This window comes from Cellulosimicrobium sp. 22598 (genome assembly GCF_052044445.1).
GTDB classification, from domain to species: Bacteria; Actinomycetota; Actinomycetes; order Actinomycetales; family Cellulomonadaceae; genus Cellulosimicrobium; species Cellulosimicrobium cellulans_G.
Window position 1 is genome coordinate 373,160 of record NZ_JBQEMZ010000002.1, and the last position, 16,606, is coordinate 389,765.

General features: G+C 75.1%; 21 protein-coding genes and 1 pseudogene. 18 read left to right on the forward strand and 4 right to left on the reverse strand.

Annotation, left to right across the window (positions count from 1 at the left end; genetic code table 11):
- The first annotated feature begins 153 nt into the window (after positions 1 to 153).
- From ACTJIY_RS04140 to ACTJIY_RS04155, 4 genes are all read left to right on the forward strand, one after another.
- A complete protein-coding gene (locus tag ACTJIY_RS04140) occupies positions 154 to 1,611 on the forward strand; it encodes an NAD(P)/FAD-dependent oxidoreductase (protein ID WP_440673238.1) in 1,458 nt (485 codons plus the stop codon).
- A 79-nt stretch (positions 1,612 to 1,690) separates the two neighbouring features.
- Positions 1,691 to 2,416 carry a HEAT repeat domain-containing protein gene (locus ACTJIY_RS04145; protein ID WP_440673237.1) on the forward strand — a complete coding sequence of 242 codons (726 nt, stop codon included), beginning with the start codon at positions 1,691 to 1,693 and terminating at the stop codon, positions 2,414 to 2,416.
- Positions 2,417 to 2,541: 125 nt separating this feature from the next.
- Positions 2,542 to 3,177, forward strand: a complete 636-nt coding sequence (locus ACTJIY_RS04150; RefSeq protein ID WP_440673236.1) for a sugar O-acetyltransferase — start codon at positions 2,542 to 2,544, stop codon at positions 3,175 to 3,177.
- Positions 3,178 to 3,567: 390 nt separating this feature from the next.
- Entirely contained in the window at positions 3,568 to 3,903 is a 336-nt protein-coding gene (locus ACTJIY_RS04155; RefSeq protein ID WP_087470594.1) for a YnfA family protein, read from the forward strand.
- Between the two features lie 4 nt (positions 3,904 to 3,907).
- Here the strand turns inward: ACTJIY_RS04155 and ACTJIY_RS04160 are convergent, their stop codons facing one another.
- Positions 3,908 to 4,180, reverse strand: coding sequence for a hypothetical protein (locus ACTJIY_RS04160; protein ID WP_440673235.1), 273 nt, complete (start codon positions 4,178 to 4,180; stop codon positions 3,908 to 3,910).
- 55 nt (positions 4,181 to 4,235) lie between these two features.
- Positions 4,236 to 4,298: pseudogene (locus tag ACTJIY_RS04165) on the reverse strand (hypothetical protein); the annotation flags it as partial.
- On the opposite strand from ACTJIY_RS04165, the gene ACTJIY_RS04170 reads away from it, so the two are divergent.
- The 10 genes from ACTJIY_RS04170 to ACTJIY_RS04215 all read left to right on the forward strand — a co-directional run bounded on the left by ACTJIY_RS04170 (position 4,290) and on the right by ACTJIY_RS04215 (position 12,476).
- On the forward strand, positions 4,290 to 5,561 hold the full coding sequence (locus ACTJIY_RS04170; RefSeq protein ID WP_440673234.1) for an MFS transporter: 1,272 nt from the start codon (positions 4,290 to 4,292) through the stop codon (positions 5,559 to 5,561). The pseudogene ACTJIY_RS04165 and the gene ACTJIY_RS04170 sit on opposite strands and share 9 nt — an antisense overlap.
- Positions 5,562 to 5,628: 67 nt before the next feature.
- A complete protein-coding gene (locus ACTJIY_RS04175) occupies positions 5,629 to 6,759 on the forward strand; it encodes an RDD family protein (RefSeq protein ID WP_440673233.1) in 1,131 nt (376 codons plus the stop codon).
- A 285-nt stretch (positions 6,760 to 7,044) separates the two neighbouring features.
- Positions 7,045 to 7,332 carry a hypothetical protein gene (locus tag ACTJIY_RS04180; protein ID WP_253051759.1) on the forward strand — a complete coding sequence of 96 codons (288 nt, stop codon included), beginning with the start codon at positions 7,045 to 7,047 and terminating at the stop codon, positions 7,330 to 7,332.
- Positions 7,333 to 7,711: 379 nt separating this feature from the next.
- Positions 7,712 to 7,834 (forward strand): hypothetical protein, encoded by a 123-nt coding sequence (locus tag ACTJIY_RS04185; protein WP_290445145.1) that lies wholly within the window; start codon positions 7,712 to 7,714, stop codon positions 7,832 to 7,834.
- 163 nt (positions 7,835 to 7,997) lie between these two features.
- Positions 7,998 to 8,342: a hypothetical protein gene (locus ACTJIY_RS04190; RefSeq protein WP_440673232.1), complete on the forward strand. Its 345-nt coding sequence runs from the start codon at positions 7,998 to 8,000 to the stop codon at positions 8,340 to 8,342.
- Positions 8,342 to 8,881, forward strand: a complete 540-nt coding sequence (locus tag ACTJIY_RS04195) for a hypothetical protein (protein ID WP_253051757.1) — start codon at positions 8,342 to 8,344, stop codon at positions 8,879 to 8,881. Before ACTJIY_RS04190 ends, ACTJIY_RS04195 begins: the two co-directional genes overlap by 1 nt.
- Positions 8,878 to 9,975, forward strand: a complete 1,098-nt coding sequence (locus ACTJIY_RS04200) for a peptidoglycan-binding domain-containing protein (protein WP_253051756.1) — start codon at positions 8,878 to 8,880, stop codon at positions 9,973 to 9,975. Before ACTJIY_RS04195 ends, ACTJIY_RS04200 begins: the two co-directional genes overlap by 4 nt.
- 10 nt (positions 9,976 to 9,985) lie before the next feature.
- Positions 9,986 to 10,615 (forward strand): ATP-binding cassette domain-containing protein, encoded by a 630-nt coding sequence (locus ACTJIY_RS04205; RefSeq protein ID WP_440673231.1) that lies wholly within the window; start codon positions 9,986 to 9,988, stop codon positions 10,613 to 10,615.
- On the forward strand, positions 10,608 to 11,645 hold the full coding sequence (locus tag ACTJIY_RS04210; RefSeq protein WP_253051752.1) for a hypothetical protein: 1,038 nt from the start codon (positions 10,608 to 10,610) through the stop codon (positions 11,643 to 11,645). Before ACTJIY_RS04205 ends, ACTJIY_RS04210 begins: the two co-directional genes overlap by 8 nt.
- A 48-nt stretch (positions 11,646 to 11,693) precedes the next feature.
- The gene (locus tag ACTJIY_RS04215) at positions 11,694 to 12,476 is read left to right on the forward strand and encodes a deoxyribonuclease IV (RefSeq protein WP_074804546.1); all 783 of its coding nucleotides are present in this window, start codon (positions 11,694 to 11,696) and stop codon (positions 12,474 to 12,476) included.
- Positions 12,477 to 12,581: 105 nt separating this feature from the next.
- On the opposite strand, the gene ACTJIY_RS04220 is transcribed toward ACTJIY_RS04215, so the two are convergent.
- Positions 12,582 to 13,160 (reverse strand): COG4315 family predicted lipoprotein, encoded by a 579-nt coding sequence (locus tag ACTJIY_RS04220; RefSeq protein ID WP_440673230.1) that lies wholly within the window; start codon positions 13,158 to 13,160, stop codon positions 12,582 to 12,584.
- 173 nt (positions 13,161 to 13,333) lie between these two features.
- Here ACTJIY_RS04220 and ACTJIY_RS04225 point away from each other — a divergent pair, with 173 nt between their 5' ends.
- The 4 genes from ACTJIY_RS04225 (at position 13,334) to ACTJIY_RS04240 (ending at position 16,182) form a co-directional block, all read left to right on the forward strand.
- Positions 13,334 to 14,020 (forward strand): YceI family protein, encoded by a 687-nt coding sequence (locus ACTJIY_RS04225; protein ID WP_440673229.1) that lies wholly within the window; start codon positions 13,334 to 13,336, stop codon positions 14,018 to 14,020.
- A 20-nt stretch (positions 14,021 to 14,040) separates the two neighbouring features.
- A complete protein-coding gene (locus tag ACTJIY_RS04230; protein WP_440673228.1) occupies positions 14,041 to 14,547 on the forward strand; it encodes a sigma-70 family RNA polymerase sigma factor in 507 nt (168 codons plus the stop codon).
- The gene (locus ACTJIY_RS04235; RefSeq protein WP_440673227.1) at positions 14,544 to 15,275 is read left to right on the forward strand and encodes an anti-sigma factor family protein; all 732 of its coding nucleotides are present in this window, start codon (positions 14,544 to 14,546) and stop codon (positions 15,273 to 15,275) included. The genes ACTJIY_RS04230 and ACTJIY_RS04235 overlap by 4 nt, the downstream gene beginning before the upstream one ends.
- Before the next feature lie 106 nt (positions 15,276 to 15,381).
- Positions 15,382 to 16,182 carry an IclR family transcriptional regulator gene (locus ACTJIY_RS04240; protein ID WP_440673226.1) on the forward strand — a complete coding sequence of 267 codons (801 nt, stop codon included), beginning with the start codon at positions 15,382 to 15,384 and terminating at the stop codon, positions 16,180 to 16,182.
- Here ACTJIY_RS04240 and ACTJIY_RS04245 read toward each other — a convergent pair.
- Positions 16,134 to 16,574, reverse strand: coding sequence for a hypothetical protein (locus tag ACTJIY_RS04245; RefSeq protein WP_440673225.1), 441 nt, complete (start codon positions 16,572 to 16,574; stop codon positions 16,134 to 16,136). The genes ACTJIY_RS04240 and ACTJIY_RS04245 overlap by 49 nt on opposite strands.
- Positions 16,575 to 16,606 lie beyond the last annotated feature (32 nt).

The window sequence follows — 16,606 nt, forward strand, 5'->3', positions numbered from 1 at the left end:
ATCGCCACCGGCACTTGCGACGATCCTTCGGCACATCTTGCCGCACGCCGAAGGATCCACCACGCTGAGTGTCGTGCGACACCATCCCGTCGCACACCAGCCACGCGCCCGCCTCGCCACCCGCGAGGCGGGCGTCGGTCGAAGGAGCCCGGCGTGAGCACGACCTCTCGTCCCCGTCCCCGCACCCGCGACGCCCGGTCCGCGCCGCCCGGCCGAGCGCCCCGCACGGCGGTCGTCGTCGGCGCCGGCATGGTGGGCCTCGCCACGGCCTGGCACCTCCAGGAGCAGGGCGTCGAGGTCACCGTCGTCGACCGCGAGGGCGTCGCCGCCGGGTCGTCGTGGGGCAACGCCGGGTGGTTGACCCCCGGCATGGCGATGCCGCTGGCGGACCCGTCCCTCTGGACGTACGGGCCGCGCGCCCTCCTCGACCCCGCCGCGCCGCTGCACGTCCCGCTGCGGTTCGACCCGCGCCTGTGGTCGTTCTTCGCGCGCTTCATGGCGCACGCGACGCAGCGCCGCTGGGACCACGCGATGGCGGCCCTCACCCCGATCGATCGCGTCGCGCTCGACGCGTTCGACGAGCTCGCCGCGGGCGGGAGCCTCGGGCACGGCGTCGAGGCCGGGACCACGCCCGGGCCGTTCACCGTCGCGTTCGAGCACGTCCGCGAGGCACGACCGTTCCTCCGCGAGCTCGAGCACGTCGCCGCGGCCGGCCAGACCGTGCCCGTCCGGCGCGTCGAGGCCGGCGAGCGCGCGCACCAGCTCACCGACCGCGTCTCCACGGTCTACGCCCTCGAGGGCCAGCGCTTCCTCGAGCCCGGCCCGTTCGTCCACGCCCTCGCCGACTCCGTGCGCGCCCGCGGCGGGCGGATCCTCACCGGGCTCGAGGTCCTCGACGTCGAGCCCGGCCGCCTCGGCGCGTGCGTCTACGCACGCGCGGTGCACCCCGACGCCGCCGCGCACCCCGCGCTCGTCGGCGCGACGCCCGGGTCCGGAGCCGCCCGGGCGGGCGCGACGACCGGGCGGAGCGACGCCGTCGGGCCGGGGGCCGCGGAGCCCCGCCGCGCCGGGTCCCCCACCGAGCGCGAGGAAGGGGTCGTGCTGCGGGGCGACGCCGTCGTGCTCGCGACCGGAGCGTGGCTCCCGACGCTCGCCGCGCCGCTCGGCGTGCGCACGCGCGTCCAGGCGGGGCGCGGGTACTCGTTCACCGTGAAGACGGACGAGCCCGTCGAGACCCCGATCTACCTGCCCGCGCGCCGCGTCGCGTGCACCCCGTACCAGGGGCGGTTCCGCATCGCGGGGACCATGGAGTTCCGCAGCCCCGACGAGCCGCTCCAGCCGCGCCGGATCGAGGCCATCCTCGCGTCCGTGCGGCACCTGTTCCAGGGCGTCGACCTCGACGACCGCCACGACGAGTGGGTCGGGTCGCGCCCCGTCACGCCCGACGGTCTCCCGCTCGTCGGCGCGACGCGCACCCCCGGCGTCTACGTCGCGGGCGGCCACGGCATGTGGGGCATCGTCCTCGGCCCGGCGACGGGCCGCGCGCTCGCCCACCTCGTCACGACCGGGGAGACCCCCGACGAGATCCGCCCGTTCGACCCGCTGCGCTGAGCCCGACGGCGGCCGACCCCGGCCGACCCGGCCGAAAGGCCCTGTCCGGCGGGGGGCGCCGCGTCCTAGCGTGGTCGTCATGAGCGTGCGAGACGAGCACCGGACAGCACTGCGCGCGCTCGACGACGACCCGGCCGCGGTGCGGGCGTACCTCACCGCGGGTTCCGGGCTCCCGGGCCCCCGGGCGAACCTCGAGCTCGTGGGCGCGTTCGCCGACGCCGCCCCCGACGACCTCGTGCGCGCCCGCGCCGACGACCCCGACGAGTACCTCCGCTGCTGCGGCACGTGCGGGTTGGGCCGGCTCGTCGTCCAGGCCCCCGCCGACACGCGCGCGGCGCCGACCGACCTGCTGCGCGCCCGCGCGTCGGACGGGTCGTGGCGCGTCCGCGAGGCCGTCGCGATGGCGCTCCAGCGGATCGGTGACGCCGAGCCGGCCGCGCTCCGTGCGCTCGTGTCGTCGTGGGTCACCGACCCTGACCCGCTGGTCCGCCGCGCGGCGGTCGCCGGGATCTGCGAGCCGCGCCTCCTCCGGAACCCCGCGACCGCGACCGCCGCGCTGGACGCCTGCGCAGCCGCGACCGCCACGATCGGCGCGCTCCCCTCGGACGCACGCCGCGACGCCGACGTGCGCACGCTGCGCCAGGCCCTCGGGTACTGCTGGAGCGTCGCCGTCGCCGGTGACCCGGCCGCCGGCGTGCTGCGGTTCGCCGCGCTGCGCGAGTCGTCGGACCCGGACGTGGCGTGGGTCGTCCACGAGAACGAGAAGAAGGCGCGCCTGCGCCGCGTGCTCGACCGCCCGGCCTGACCGTGCGACGGGAGTCGCCCGGACGTCGGCAGGGACGGTGGCGCGGCAGTTGCCCACAAGGCTTGCGCCACATGGCGCCCACCTATATGTTTAATCGAAATACTAATCCGCGACGAGGGAGTCCGATGAGCACCACGACCGAGCCGACGACGAGGATGGCCGAGCTGGCCGCCACGGACGAGGACCTCCGGAGCCTGCTCTCCGGCGGTTGGCTGCGCTACCGCACGTCGCCGGCGCTCCAGGAGCTGACCCGGGACGCGCACGCGACGTGCGCCCGGATCGGGAGCGTGTACTTCGAGGACGTCGACGAGGCGCGCCGCCTCTTCCACCGACTCGTCCCCGGCGCCGAGGACGGGATCGACTTCCGCCCGCCGCTGACGATCGACTACGGCGACCGTCTGCTGATCGGCGCACGGACCTTCATCAACGCCGACTTCATGGTCATCGGCGGTGGCCTCGTCACGATCGGTCCCGACTGCCTCATCGGGCCGCGCTGCTCGATCTACACGCCGAACCACGCCGAGGACGTCGTCCGCCGCCGCGAGGGATGGGAGCGGCCCGAGCCCGTCACCATCGGGAGCAACGTCTGGATCGGTGGCTCGGTCACCATCACGCCCGGCGTGACGATCGGCGACGACAGCGTCATCGGCGCGGGGTCGGTGGTCACGCGGGACGTCCCCGCGGGCGTCGTCGCGGTGGGGAACCCGTGCCGACCCGTCCGCGCGATCACGACCGCCCCCGAGGCCACCACCGCCCACTGAAGCCCCCCGCGCGCCGGGGCGACGACGCCCCGGGGCGCTGGACGACACGTTCACCCGAACAGCCGGCACCGGCGCCGGCGGAGAGCAGGACTCATGCAGTGTGCAGAGTGCGGAACCACCTCCCGCGACGGACGGGTCGCGACGGCCGTGTGCAGCGAGTGCGGCGCAGCCACGTGCGCGGAGCACACCCGAGAGGTGCGGATCCAGATCCCCTCCAGCTCCGTGGGGAACCCCGTGGTGCGGACGGCGCGACGGCTGCGGTGCAGCGAGTGCACGCGCCTCGCGGAGCCGCTGGAGCAGGTCCGGCGGTAGCACCCACGGCGGCCCGCGCCGGCCGCGACAGGGCAAGGGCCCACGGGCGTGCGCGCGCGCTCGCCTACGCTGGCGCGCATGGACCTCGCGCGCTCGATCCCGCTGTTCGTGCTCGCCGCGCTGCTGGAGATCGGCGGGGCGTGGCTCGTGTGGCAGGGGCTGCGCGAGCACCGGGGCTGGCTGTGGATCGGGGCGGGCGTCGTCGCGCTCGGGCTCTACGGCGTCGTCGCGACGCTGCAGCCCGACGCGAACTTCGGCCGCATCCTCGCCGCGTACGGCGGGGTGTTCGTCGCCGGGTCGCTCGCGTGGGGCATGGTCGTGGACGGCTTCCGACCGGACCGCTGGGACGTCGTCGGCGCGCTCCTCTGCCTCGCCGGCGTCGCCGTCATCATGTACGCGCCGCGCCCGGAGTAGCCGGTCAGAGGCCGACGGCGGACCGTGCCGGGCGACGGTCCTCGGGGCGCTGAGCGAACGGGCGGATGCGCTCGAGGTAGTCGGCGATGGCGTCGCGGTTCTTCTCGAGGATGCGGATGCGGTCCTCCAGGCGGCCGAGCTCCGTCTCGAGGAGCGCGATCTTGTCCGGGTAGGCGTTGTGCAGGTGGATCTCCGGCGCGTTGCCGAGGCAGGGCAGGAACTCCTTGATGATCCTGGTCGTGAACCCCACCTCGAGCAGTCCGCGGATCTGGAGCACGCGGTCGACGAGGTGCTCGCCGTACTCCCGTGAACAGCCCCTGCTCCTCGTAGTACCGCAGGAGGCGCGTCGGGGTCCCGGTGCGCCGGGAGAGCTCGCCGATCCGCACGTGATCCACGCCCGAGCGGGCCGAGAACGGGTACCGGGTTCCACGACGAGCACACCCACCACCGCCACCGTCCCGGACCCCGACGCCGCCCCGTCCGGCGCCCCTCGCCCCGGGGACCAGCGCAGCCCCGGGGTCCTGCCCGTCGCCGCGCTCCTCGCGCTCGCGGCGTCGGGCTTCCTCACGCTCCTCACCGAGATCCTCCCCGCGGGCGTGCTGCCGGCCATGGCCGCCGACCTCGGCGTCGGGGCGGGGGCCGCCGGGCAGACCGTCACGGCGTTCGCCGTCGGGGCGATCGTCGCCGCGATCCCGCTCACGCGTGCCACGGCGCGGTGGGACCGGCGGACGCTGCTGCTCGTGACCGTCGCCGGGTTCGTCGTCGCGAACACCGTCACGGCCGTGTCGTCGTCGTTCGCGCTCACGCTCGTCGCGCGCTTCGCCGCCGGGCTCGTCGCGGGGCTCACCTGGGCGCTCCTGCCCGGGTACGTGCGGCGGATCGTGCCCGCCGACCGCGTCGGACGCGCCATGACGATCGCCATGGCCGGCGGCCCGCTCGCCCTCACGCTCGGCGTGCCCGCGGGCGCGGTGCTGGGCGCCGCCGTCGGATGGCGGTGGACCTTCGGCGTGCTGTCGGTCCTCGGCCTCGGCCTGCTCGCCTGGGTCCGGCTCGGCGTGCCCGACGCCGCGGGCACCCCGCGCGGCGCGCAGCTCGCGATCCGTGCGGTGCTCCCCCGCCCCGGCCTGCGGCCGGTGCTGCTGGTCACCGGGCTCAACGTGCTCGCCAACACGTCGCTGTACACGTACGTCGCGGTCCACCTCGCGCACCTCGGCCAGGGCCCTCGCACCAGCGCGCTGCTGCTCGTGCTCGGCGCCGCGTCCGCCGGCGCCCTCGTCCTCGTCGGGGCGCTCATCGACCGGCGGCTGCGCGCGCTCACGCTGGGGTCGGTCGTGGTCTTCGCACTCGCCATGCTCGTGCTCGGCCTCGCGCCGACGTCGACGGTCGTCGTGGTGCTCGCCGTCGCCGCGTGGGGCGCCGCGTTCGGCGGGGCCGGCACCCTCTACACGACCGCCGCCGCACGAGCCGCGGGCGACGGGGCCGACGTCGCGCAGTCCGCGCTCGTCACCGTGTGGAACACGTCCGTCGCGCTCGGCGGCGCGGTCGGCGGCGCGGCGCTCGCCGTCGCCGGCCCCGCCGGGCTGCCCTGGGTCTCGCTCGCCCTCATGGTCCCGGTCCTGGCGACCGTCGTCGCAGGCCGGCGCCACTCCTTCCGCTGACCCGCAACCGCTGCTCGGCGGGAGGCTCGGGCTTCCCGCCCGGCGGGGGCTCTGCCAGGATCGGCGCGTGGCCATCGACGCCCCGACCGGCAGGGGGCCGACGCACGACGTCGGAGCCGGAGACCTCGATCCGGCGCTGCGCGACGTCGGCCTGTACCCGGCGCCGGCCGACTACGCGAGCTGGAGCCGCCGGGTGGTCGCCCACCTGCTCGACACGGCGATCGTCGCGACGGTGTCGTTCCTCGCGGTGGGTCCGGTCGGAGCGCCGCAGATCCTGCCCGGCATCTCGGTCGGCGCGGGCGACGGTGTCACGATCGGCGAGAGCGGCTGGCTCGTCGCGACGGCGGTCGCGTTCGTCCTCCTGCAGGCGTATGCGGGATGGACCCCGGGCAAGCGGACCGTGGGCATCGTCGTAGTGCGCGCGGAGACGGGACGCGCGGCCGGGCTCGTCACGACGGTCCTGCGGTGGCTCGCGCACCTCCTCGACGCGATCCTCCTCGTTGGCTTCCTCCGCCCGCTGTGGCAGGCGCGGCGTCAGACGTTCGCCGACTCGCTGTGCAGCACGGTCGTGCTGCGGCAGGTCCGCCCGCCAGTGCCGTTCCTCGGCCCGGGGACCGGCACCGGGGGCCCGACGCCGTCGCGCACCGTCACCGCCGCGGCGACGATCCTCTCGGTGGGGAGCGCCGTCTTCGTCCTCGGCCCTGCCACGTACACCGGCGGCGACGTGTGGACGGCGAGGTGCACCCCGGAGGTGTCGGACGAGTCCCCGCTGACCGTCGGCGACGTGCAGGTCGTCAGCTGGTCGACCCCGGGCACCGAGAGCCGGTGGGGCGTGACCCGGACGAGCCCGCTCCCCGACGAGGCCGGCGACGAGACGGGCCTCGACGCGTCGTTCGCGGTCGACCTCGACCCGGACGCCACGCCCGACGGACCGTTGGACGCCGCCCTCGTCCTGCGCCTCGAGACGCGGCAGGGCGACCCTCTGGGCGAGTTCCGGTCGCCGTTCCGGGTCGAGCAGCGCGCCGACGGAAGCGGCGAGTGGGACGTCGTCCCGCCCACGGCCGCCGGCGCAGGGCTGTACACGGTCCACGTCCCGGCGGCGACGGTCGCAGCGCTCCCGACGGCGTGGAACTGGGAGGCCTCGGTCGTCGTCGAGGACGAGACGGTCGCCTCGTGCGGAGGCCGCGGCCCGTCCTGAGCGCCCCCGAGCACGACCTCACCCGCTGTCGAGCACGACATGGGGGTCGCTATCCGCCGGATAACGACCCCCATGTCGTGCTCGACGCCGGGGGCGGGCCGTCTCAGGGAGCGGCGGACTTGCTGCAACACTGCCGAAACGCCTCGGACGACCGGGTGAAACGTCGCGGTCGCACGATGGAGGTGGGGGGGGGGACAGAGCCCAAATCCCAGCCCCCCCCCCCCCCCCCACCAGCATCCGTCCCGACCCGCGGCCGCCCTCGCGGCCGTCCCCGAGGAGGCTCCCGTGCCGGACAACCGCCCGCTCTTCTCCGCCCCGTCGATCCCCGGCCGCGCCGACGCTCCGTCGACGCGAGCGTCCGCCGGCGATCGTGCGACGGACCACCGGACCGCCGCACGCCGGACCACCGACCTCGGGATGTCGCTGGACCTGCGCCCCCGCGAGGAGCCGCAGCGTCGCGCCAACCCGGGCGACGAGCTCACCGTGGACCCGGCCGACCGCCGCCGCCGTGCCCGCGCGGCGCTGCTGGACCTGCGGCGCGACGTCATCCGCCGCAGCGCCACCGGCTGGTGAGGCGCGTCAGAGCCGGACGAGGTCGAACGTCTCCCACGGCCCGACGGCGGTCCGGTCCGCCACGAGCGGCTGCGCACCCCCGCCCTCGGCGCACACGTAGCGGCCGTTGACCTCGGCGCGCAGCCCGACCGCCCCGCCGCCGAGGTCCTCCAGCCGGAACGCCCACGCGCACGCTCGTCGCCGTGTGCGAGTTGTTCGGGGTGCGCTCCGCGCCGCACGGGCCGGGCGACGTCACGCCCGTCGGGATGGCGGCCAACATGGCGCTCACCATCTCCTCCCCCGCGTTCGGCGTCGCGAAAGGCCGCGACCTTTCGCGACGCGACGCTCGAGGTCTTCCCCGGCGCCCCCGTGCCGGCCGACGGCCACCTGCTCGCCCCCGATGCCCCGGCCCGGCGTCGACTTCGACGAGGCCGCGGCCCGGAAGTACCCCGTCGGCGCCCCGCTCGAGCACGACCGCTGGGCGCTCCTGCGCGCCACCGACGGCAGCGCCCACCGCGCCTGACGGCACAGCAAAGGCCGCAGCCGCACGAGCCCTGGCCTGCAGATTCGCGCCCAGGGACGTCGATCCTGATAGTTTGTTTCGCGGGGTTGCGCAATAGCCTGCCGACCCCTACGTTGAGCACCACTGTTCGATGTTCGATGACGAAGATTGAGGGGAAACAGTGATGCGCAAGGGAACGAAGGAGGCCTCTGCGCTCCTTGCGGTGATGGTCTCGGTGGGGCTGATGGTGTCGACGGCGGCGCCCGCTTCAGCGGGGACCGCGTCACGGACATGCAGCACGGGCGCCATGGTCTACGGGGCGTCGAACTCCACCGCAGTGCAGTCTGTCGCAGCCGGAAACTGCGGCACTGTGGGCGTGCGGGGCTACTACACGCACGTCGGTGGGGCCTCTTGGACCATGTGGACCACGAAGACCGGATCCGACGTCACCGCCCGACGCACCGGCACCAACTTTACGCAGGCACAGCATTACGGGCAGGGCACCGGCACTTTCACGACGAACGTGTGATGAAACGTCTGTCACGCCGCCGCGGGGTACTCCTCGGGGTCTCGCTGGCGGCGCTGCTCGTGGCAGGGTGCTCGGGCGGGGGTGCAGGCTCGAGTGCGGACGGGCTTCCGCACTTCGACGCGATCAACGACGACGAGGACCTCTCTCTTGCTGGTCCGGAGCAGCGCGAGGCGCTGTCGGACGGTGAGGTGACCCAGGACGAGTACATGGCAGGGTTCGAGCGGTTTCGAGCGTGTCTGCGCGCTGAGGGCTACGAGCTGCGGGACGTCGAGCTCGTCGGGGTGGTGTGGCAGGGGGGCATCCCCGCGGAGGCTGTCGACTCCGGCGTCGAGAAGACCTGCTACGACCGCGACTTCAAGTTCGTCGACGTCGTCTGGCAGACCTCGAACCAGGACGAGTCGTCGTTGCTGGACGCGCTGAGGTACTGCCTGCAGGAGCGCGGGCTAGGCGTCCCGTCGACGCTCGCGGAGGCGCAGCGCGCCGTGGCCGGCGCCGGGCTGGACGAGGCGTCGTGCGTCGCGGAGTACGACGCCCTGTGAGGAGCGACCGGTCCCGTGGCTGGGTGCGCCTGGTGCCGTTGGTGGCGCTGTGGGCCGTGCCCGTGGTCGCGGTCGTCGTGGCGTTCCCGCTCGTCGACGCGGCGGAGGAGCGGAGCGTCGCGGTGCCGGCGCCGACGGTCGTCGAGGTCGGCGCCCGTTCCGACGACGGACGGACCGCGGTCGAGGTCGCGACGGTGCGCGCCGTGGCTCCCGAGGTCCGTGCTCCCGCGGGGGGAGTCGTCACCGCGCTCACCGAGGCGGGTCCCGTCGTGGCCGGGCAGGCGCTGTTCGCCGTCGACGGCGTCGACGTGCTCGCGTACCGCGGCGACCCGCTGTGGCGCGACCTGCGCCCGGGTGACCGTGGTGCGGACGTGCGCGCGCTCGGGGACTACCTCGTGTCGCTCGGGTACCTGGACGCGGTCGGCGTCGACGACCGGTTCGGCCCGGCGACGCGCGAGGCGGTCCGGGCGCTCCAGGAGCGCCTCGGGGTTCCCCGGGACGGGGAGTTCCGCCTCTCGTACGTCGTGCGGGTCGACGACGCCGTGCCGGCGGTCACCGGTCCCCTCGTCGGCCTGGGGGACCGGGTCGAGGCGGGCGACGCGGTGCTGGAGGGCTCGCAGCCCGTGGAGGCGCTGACCGTGGCCCCGATCGCCGAGGGCGGCGGTCTCGGCCGGCTCGCCCGAGAGCCGGTCGTGCTGCGCCTGGGCGAGGTCGAGGTACCGATGTCGAGCGCGGCGCCCCAGGGCGCCGAGCTGGACGGCGTCGTGGCGGCGCTCGAGGAGGCCGCGGCCGCGGGCACGCTCGAGCGGATCGCGGACGAGTCGACGTCGACGGTGCGCTACCGGGGCGCGATCCTCGCGCTCCAGGACCCGGCGGAGCGCGGTGCCGTCCCCTCGACGGCCGTGCGCGTGGACCACGACGGCACGACGTGCGTCCTGCTGAGCGACGGCTCCACGACCGCGGCGCAGCCCCGCCGGCTCGAGGTCGCGGAACCCGGGAACGAGCTCGCGACGGTGCTCGTCGACGCCGACCTCGTCGGCTCCCGCGTGCTGCGCGACGCGACGCAGGCCACCGGTACGTCAGGGTGCGGGTAGCGGCGTGCGCGTGGACGTGATCGACGCCGCCATCGCGTTCGGGCCCGTCCCGGTGTTCGCCGGGCTGACCGCGACGTTCGAGCCCGCGCGCGTCACCGCGCTCGTCGGACCGTCGGGGAGCGGCAAGTCGTCGCTCCTCGCCGCCGTCGCGGGGTACCAGCCGCTCGCGACCGGACGGATCGAGCTCCTCGGGATCGACGGAGCGCCCCGACCGCCCTCGCCCGGCGTCGTCGCCTGGGTCCCCCAGGGGTCCAACGCGCTGGGGCGCCGCTCCGTCCTCGACAACGTCCTCGTCGCGCCGCTCGCGGCGGGCCGCCCCGGACGAGAGGCCCGGGACACCGCGCGCGCCGCGCTCGACCAGGTCGGGCTCGCGGACCGGGCCGACGAGCAGGCCCGGCGCCTGTCCGGCGGCGAGCTCCAACGGGTCGCGCTCGCGCGCGCCCTCGCGTCGGGCAAGGAGCTCATCCTCGCCGACGAGCCGTCGGCGAACCTCGACGCCGCCAACACCGAGCTCGTCGCCCGGATCCTCGCCGGGCTCGTGTCGCACGCGACGATCGTCGTCGCGACCCACGACCCGGTGCTCGTCGCCGCAGCCGACGCGACCGTCCCGCTCCGGCGGGAGGCGGTCGTCCGTGCGTGACGGTTGGCGCGTCGCCGACCTCGCGCGCGAAGCCCTGCGCAACACCGTCGGCCGCTCCGCACGGCTGCTTCCCGCGGTTGCGCTCGCCGTCGTGCTCGGGTCGGGCACCGCCGCCTTCGTCGCGCTCGAGACCGCGTCGCTCCAGGACGAGCTGGACGACCTCGCCGAGCGCGGGCGCGGCGTCGTCAGCTACATGCAGGCGAACCCCGACCAGCCCGCCCTCATCTCACGTGCGTCGTGCGAGGCGCTCGCCGGAGCGCCGGGGGTCGAGGCCGCAGGCGCCGTCGTGCCGGGCGGCAGCACGGAGGTCGTACCGGTCGGCCCGGACGTCCCCGTGCAGCGTGCGTCGACCACCCTCGTCCCCGGGCTCGCCGACGTCGACGCGCTCGTCGACGCCGGCCTGCTCGACCGCGCCGGACCCTCGGACCAGCGCGTGCTCGTCGGCGCCGAGGCGCTCGGCTCGGCGCGGACCCCGGGCCTGCGCGAGGGTGTCGGGGCGGGGCGTTCTCTGACGGTGCCGCTCCGGCCCGACGACGCCCTGGTCGAGCGCTGCGTCGTCGTGCTCGATCCCCTGGTGGCCGTCGACGACGTCGCCGCGACCCAGATCGCCTCGCTGCACGTGAGCGGCAACGCCGTGGTCGGCACCGAGGCGCTGCGCGCGACGAGCGACCCGGTCCAGGCGTTCCTCGACCGGCCGAGCCGCTTCCTGCCCGTGCTCCTGGGGCTGCTGGGCGCCGTCACGACCGCCGTCACGTACCGGCTGCGGGCGAGCGAGCTCGCGGTGTACCGCCTCTCGGGCACCTCGGCACGCTCGTTGCTCGTCCTCGTCGCGCTCGAGACGCTCCTCGTCGCGGGGGTCGCCGCGACGGCGACGACGCTCGCCGTCGTCGCGCTCCACGCCCGGTACCTCGATCCGACGACGCCCGTCCTGTGGGGACTGGTCCTCGCCGGGACCTGGGCCGTCGTCGCGCTGGCCGCGACGGCGGACCTCGCGGTCCGGCGCCCGACGGACCTCGCGAAGGACCGCTGATCCGCGCGCGAGCCCCCGTCGTGGGCGGCGACGCGTAGGTTGGTCCCCATGCGGATCGGAGCCCACCTCGACCAGTCGGACGTCATCGCGCAGGCAGCGAGCATCGGCGCGGACGTCGCCCAGATCTTCCTCGGCGACCCCCAGTCTTGGAAGGGACCGGAGTTCACCTTTCCCGGCGGCGCGGAGGCGCTGAAGGACGCCGCCGCGGCGGCGGACCTCGAGCTCGTCGTGCACGCGCCGTACGTCATCAACGTCGCGAGCCCCAACAACCGCATCCGCATCCCGAGCCGCAAGCTGCTCCAGCAGATCGTCGACGGCGCGGCGGCGGTCGGCGCGACGGGCGTCGTGGTCCACGGCGGGCACGTCACCGCCAAGGAGGACCCGGCGAAGGGCTTCGACAACTGGCGCAAGGCGATCGACGCGCTCCAGACGGACGTCACCGTGTACATCGAGAACACCGCCGGCGGCGACTTCTCGATGGCCCGCCGCCTCGACCGCATCGAGGGCCTGTGGGCGGCCGTGCAGCAGGCCGACGGCGCCGAGAACGTCGGGTTCTGCCTCGACACGTGCCACGCGTGGGCGGGCGGCATCGACCTCACGACGGCGGTCGACGACGTGCGCGCGATCACCGGCCGCGTCGACCTCGTGCACCTCAACAACAGCCGCGACACCGCGGGCTCCGGCGCCGACCGCCACGCCGGCCTCACGGCCGGGACGATCGACCCGGAGCTCCTGCTCGGGGTCGTGCGCGCGGCGGGCACGTCGGTCGTCTGCGAGACGCACGCCGACGTCCCGGCCGACGTCGCGTGGCTGCGCGAGCAGGTCGGCTGACCACGGCGGACCCGGACGGCCACCCGTTCTGCCTGAGCTCGCCGCCGCTCGACCACCCGTGACCGGGCCGGCGCGGGGCCCGTCCGGGCCGGGACCGGGCGTCGGTCAGTAGCCCGACCCGGCGGCGGGGGCCGCGTCCATGATCTCGGTGCCGTCCGGCGCGACGACGTGCCAGACGCCGTTGACCCCCTGACCCGACACGTCTCCCTCGGCCTGGTCGGCCGCGTACGTGTAGACGGGGCGGCCGTCGACCGTGACCTGGAGCTCGCCGTCGACGCCGGTGATCGTGCCGACCTCGGCCGTGACGCCCTCGACCTCGGGCTCCGCGCTCGCCGCGTGGACCGCGGGCCACGCGGCGGCGCACTCGCCCTCGCACGCGCTCGTCCCGGAGCCCTTCGTGTCCTTGTCGTAGTAGTAGACGGTCATCCCCTGTCCGTCGACCACGATGGTGCCGAGCGAGGAGTCTGCCGTCCCGAGGGCCGGCCCGGACCCCGTGCCGTCGCCGGTCGTGCCGTCGCTCGTCGTGCCGGAGTCCGTGGACGGGCTGCTCCCGCCTCCGCCGTAGAGGCCGCCTCCCCCGCCGGAGCACCCACCGAGCACGCCGACCAGCGCGGCGACGAGCACGACGGCGGGAGCGGCGCGGGCGGTCCGGGCCGAGGCGGTGATGGTCAGGGTGCGTCGCATGTCGACTCCTCGAGAGGACGGTCGGGGTCGCGAGCACGGCCCCTACTCTCACGACGACGCGGCTCGCCGTGCGGTTCATCCGACCGCACGGTGAGACTCGACTGAACCGATCGGGCGGCTGCCTCGTCTCCCTGGGTGACGGGGTCGACGGAGGATGATCGGGAGGAGCGGACGTGCGCAGGAGGACGAAGGTGCTCGTGGGGGTCGGGGTCGGCGTCGTGGTGCTGGGCGGTGCCGCGGTCGTGGTCGGCCCCGGCCTGTACGCGGACTGGTCCAACCGGGCCGCGGCCGAGGAGCCGACGCTCGACGCGCCGTCGGGCGACGCGGGCGCGCTCGACCCGGCGAGCCTCGCGGGCGACTGGACCGTGGCCGACGGCTCCTACGCCGGGTACCGCGTCCACGAGGTGCTCCAGGGCGAGGACGTCACGGTCACCGGCAGGACCGACGAGGTCACGGGGTCGTTCACCGTCGCCGACGGCACGCTCACCGCGGCGACGGTGGAGGTCGACATGGCGAGCGTCGCGACCGACGAGCCGCCGCGCGACGCGTACTTCCGAGGCGACGCGCTCGAGGTCGGGACCTACCCGACCGCGACGTTCGCGCTCACGTCACCCGTCGAGCTGCCCGCCGGCTCGGCGGACGTCGAGCTCGCGGGCGACCTGACGATCCACGGCGTGACGCAGGCCGTCACGGTCGAGGCGCAGGTCGGCACGACCGCCGACGGCGTCCAGGTGGTCGGCAGCGTGCCGATCACGTTCTCCGACTTCGACGTCCAGGCGCCGAGCCTCGGGTTCGTCACGGTCGACGACGCGGGCAGCGTCGAGTTCGGCCTCGACCTCGTGCCGGCGTCCGGGTCGTGACGGACGGGGAGGTGCCGCGCGTGCGCGCCGACGCCGACGACCTGCTGCGGGCGGTCCACGCCGCGCACGGTCCCGCGCTGGAGCGCTACGTCGCGCGCCTCACCGACGACTCGGCGCAGGCGCAGGACGTGGTCCAGGAGACGCTGCTGCGCGCGTGGCGCCACCCCGAGGTGCTCGAACGGCCGGAGGGATCGGTGCGCGCGTGGCTCTTCACGGTCGCACGCAACCTCGTCGTGGACGAGCTGCGCAGCGCGCACCACCGCCGCGAGCTCGCGAGCGCCGACGTGCCCGACCGCGGCGAGGCGGACGCGACGCAGGCCGTCCTCGACGCGTGGCTCGTCGCGGACGCGCTCGTGTCGCTCTCGCCCGAGCACCGGGCCGTCGTCGTCGACGCGTACTACCACGGGCGTTCCGTGGCCGAGATGGCGTCGGCGCACGGCGTCCCGCCCGGGACCGTCAAGTCCCGCATGCACTACGCGCTCCGCGCGCTGAGGCTCGCGCTGCAGGAGAAGGGAGTCTCGTCATGACCGCCACCCCTCCCCCGGACCCGTACCGCGAGTGGGACGCGGCCTACGTGCTGGGCGCGCTGAGCCCGCACGACCGCCGCGCGTTCGAGCAGCACCTGTCCACGTGCGCCGCGTGCCGCGAGGCCGTCGGCGAGCTCGCCGGCATGCCCGGGATCCTCGGCATGCTCACCGCGGAGCACGCCGACGCGCTCGTGGACGGCACGGGCGACGCGGGCGTCCGGAGCGGCACGGGGAACGGGTCCGACGACGGCGTCGTCGTCCCGCTCGCCGTCGTCGCGGCCGGTGCGCGGCGTCGTCAGGTCCGACGCCGGGCGCTGCTCGGGGCGGCCGCCGTCGGGCTGGTCGTGGCGGGCGTCGCGGGCGGCGTGGCCGTCACCCGCCCGGACGACGCACCGCCGCCGGTCGCGGCCGGGACGACGGAGGTCGCGCTGGAGCCGGTCGGCGCGGCGGACGTGCACGCCGACCTCACGCTCACCCCGGCCGCGTGGGGGACCCGCCTCGACTGGTCGTGCTCGTACCCCGTCGGGGACTGGGAGGACGGCGCGACGTACCAGCTCGTCCTCGTGGACGACGCCGGCACCCGGGAGGTCGTCGCCACGTGGTCGTCCACGGAGGCGGGGAGCTCCGACGGGCTCGGGGCGTCGTCCGCCGTCCCCGTCGACGGGATCGCGCGCCTCGAGCTCGGCGTCGTGGGGGTCGACGGCGCGCTCGCGGCCGCCGACGTCTGACGCCGCACCGTCGGTCACGGCTCGCGATCCGTCACCCTGTGCCGATACGGCCCTCTCTTCAGAGTGACGAGGCGGCATCACCCGCCGTGACCCGAGGAGGAGTCCTGTGGTCCACGATGAAGGTCTGGTCGACCGTGTCGTCGTCATCCTGGACGCGCTGGCGACACGGTCCGGCAGCATGCGCCTGTCCGCCCTCGCCGAGAAGACGGGACTTCCCAAGGCGACCCTTCACCGCATCCTCGGGCAGCTCTCGAAGAGGGGCGCGGTGGAGCGCACGGCGGACGGGTACGCGCTCGGGCCCGGTCCGGCGAGGTGGGGGACTGCGGCCACCCGACGTCGAACCGAGGCCCGCTTCGCGGCCCCCCGCCTCTATGAGCTCTGGTGCAGCACGCACCTCCCGAGCTGGCTGGCCGGGGTGTGGGACCAGCACGTCGTTCTCCTGGGGGGACCGTACGGCCTCTCAGGCCCGTACGGCTGGCCGGACCTCGACGACGACCGGGAGCTCGCCTCCACCGCTGTCGGGCGGCTCGTCCTGGCGCACCAACCGGCTCGAGCGGCGAGCATCGCCGAGGACTCCCCTCGTCGGTGGGCGTCCGGAGTGCTCCTCCACAGCCCGCGGAGCTTCGACCGCCTGCTCGAGCGCGTCGCGGGCTCGGGTTTCGCGACCGAGCAGGGCGAGCACTCCCCGGGCTGGTCATGCGTCGCGGCTCCCGTGTTCAGCGGTGACTCGCTCACCGCTGTCGTCGGCGTGACCGGCCCGGTCGGACGTGTCGACCTCCGGCGAACCGTCCCCCGCACGACTGCCGTGGCCCTCGCGATCACTCGCGATCTCGCGCGGGCCTCGACGTCGCGCGAGCCTCAGATGCTCGGGAGCGGCTCCAGGGAGCCGAGCAGGTCGATGCGGTAGCCGACGCGCAGGACGAACCCGTCGATGTCGCGTACCGCCAGGTTGGCGGCGACCTGGACGGTTCGCATCACCTGGTCCCAGTTGGTGACGGAGAAGCTGTCGACACCGAAGGCGATGTTGTCCCCTTCGCCGTCGTTGGCCACGGTGTTCAGCGTCACGAACGGAGCCCAGTGACGTAGCCGCAGGCCGCGCCGGGCGGGGAGGTCAGGGATCGGGACGTCGAAGGTCAGGGTGTCGTGGTGCCAGCCGCCACCACCCGGACCCCCGCCGAACGTGCAGAGAACGACACCGGACAACACGTAGACGAGCTGCCCGTCGGGCGTCGAGAACGTGACGAAGTGCGGGCTGTCGAGCCCTTGGCTCGCGATACCCGCAAAGGTCGGGGTGGACATCATGACTCCTCTCGGCCGACGACGGAGTGTGT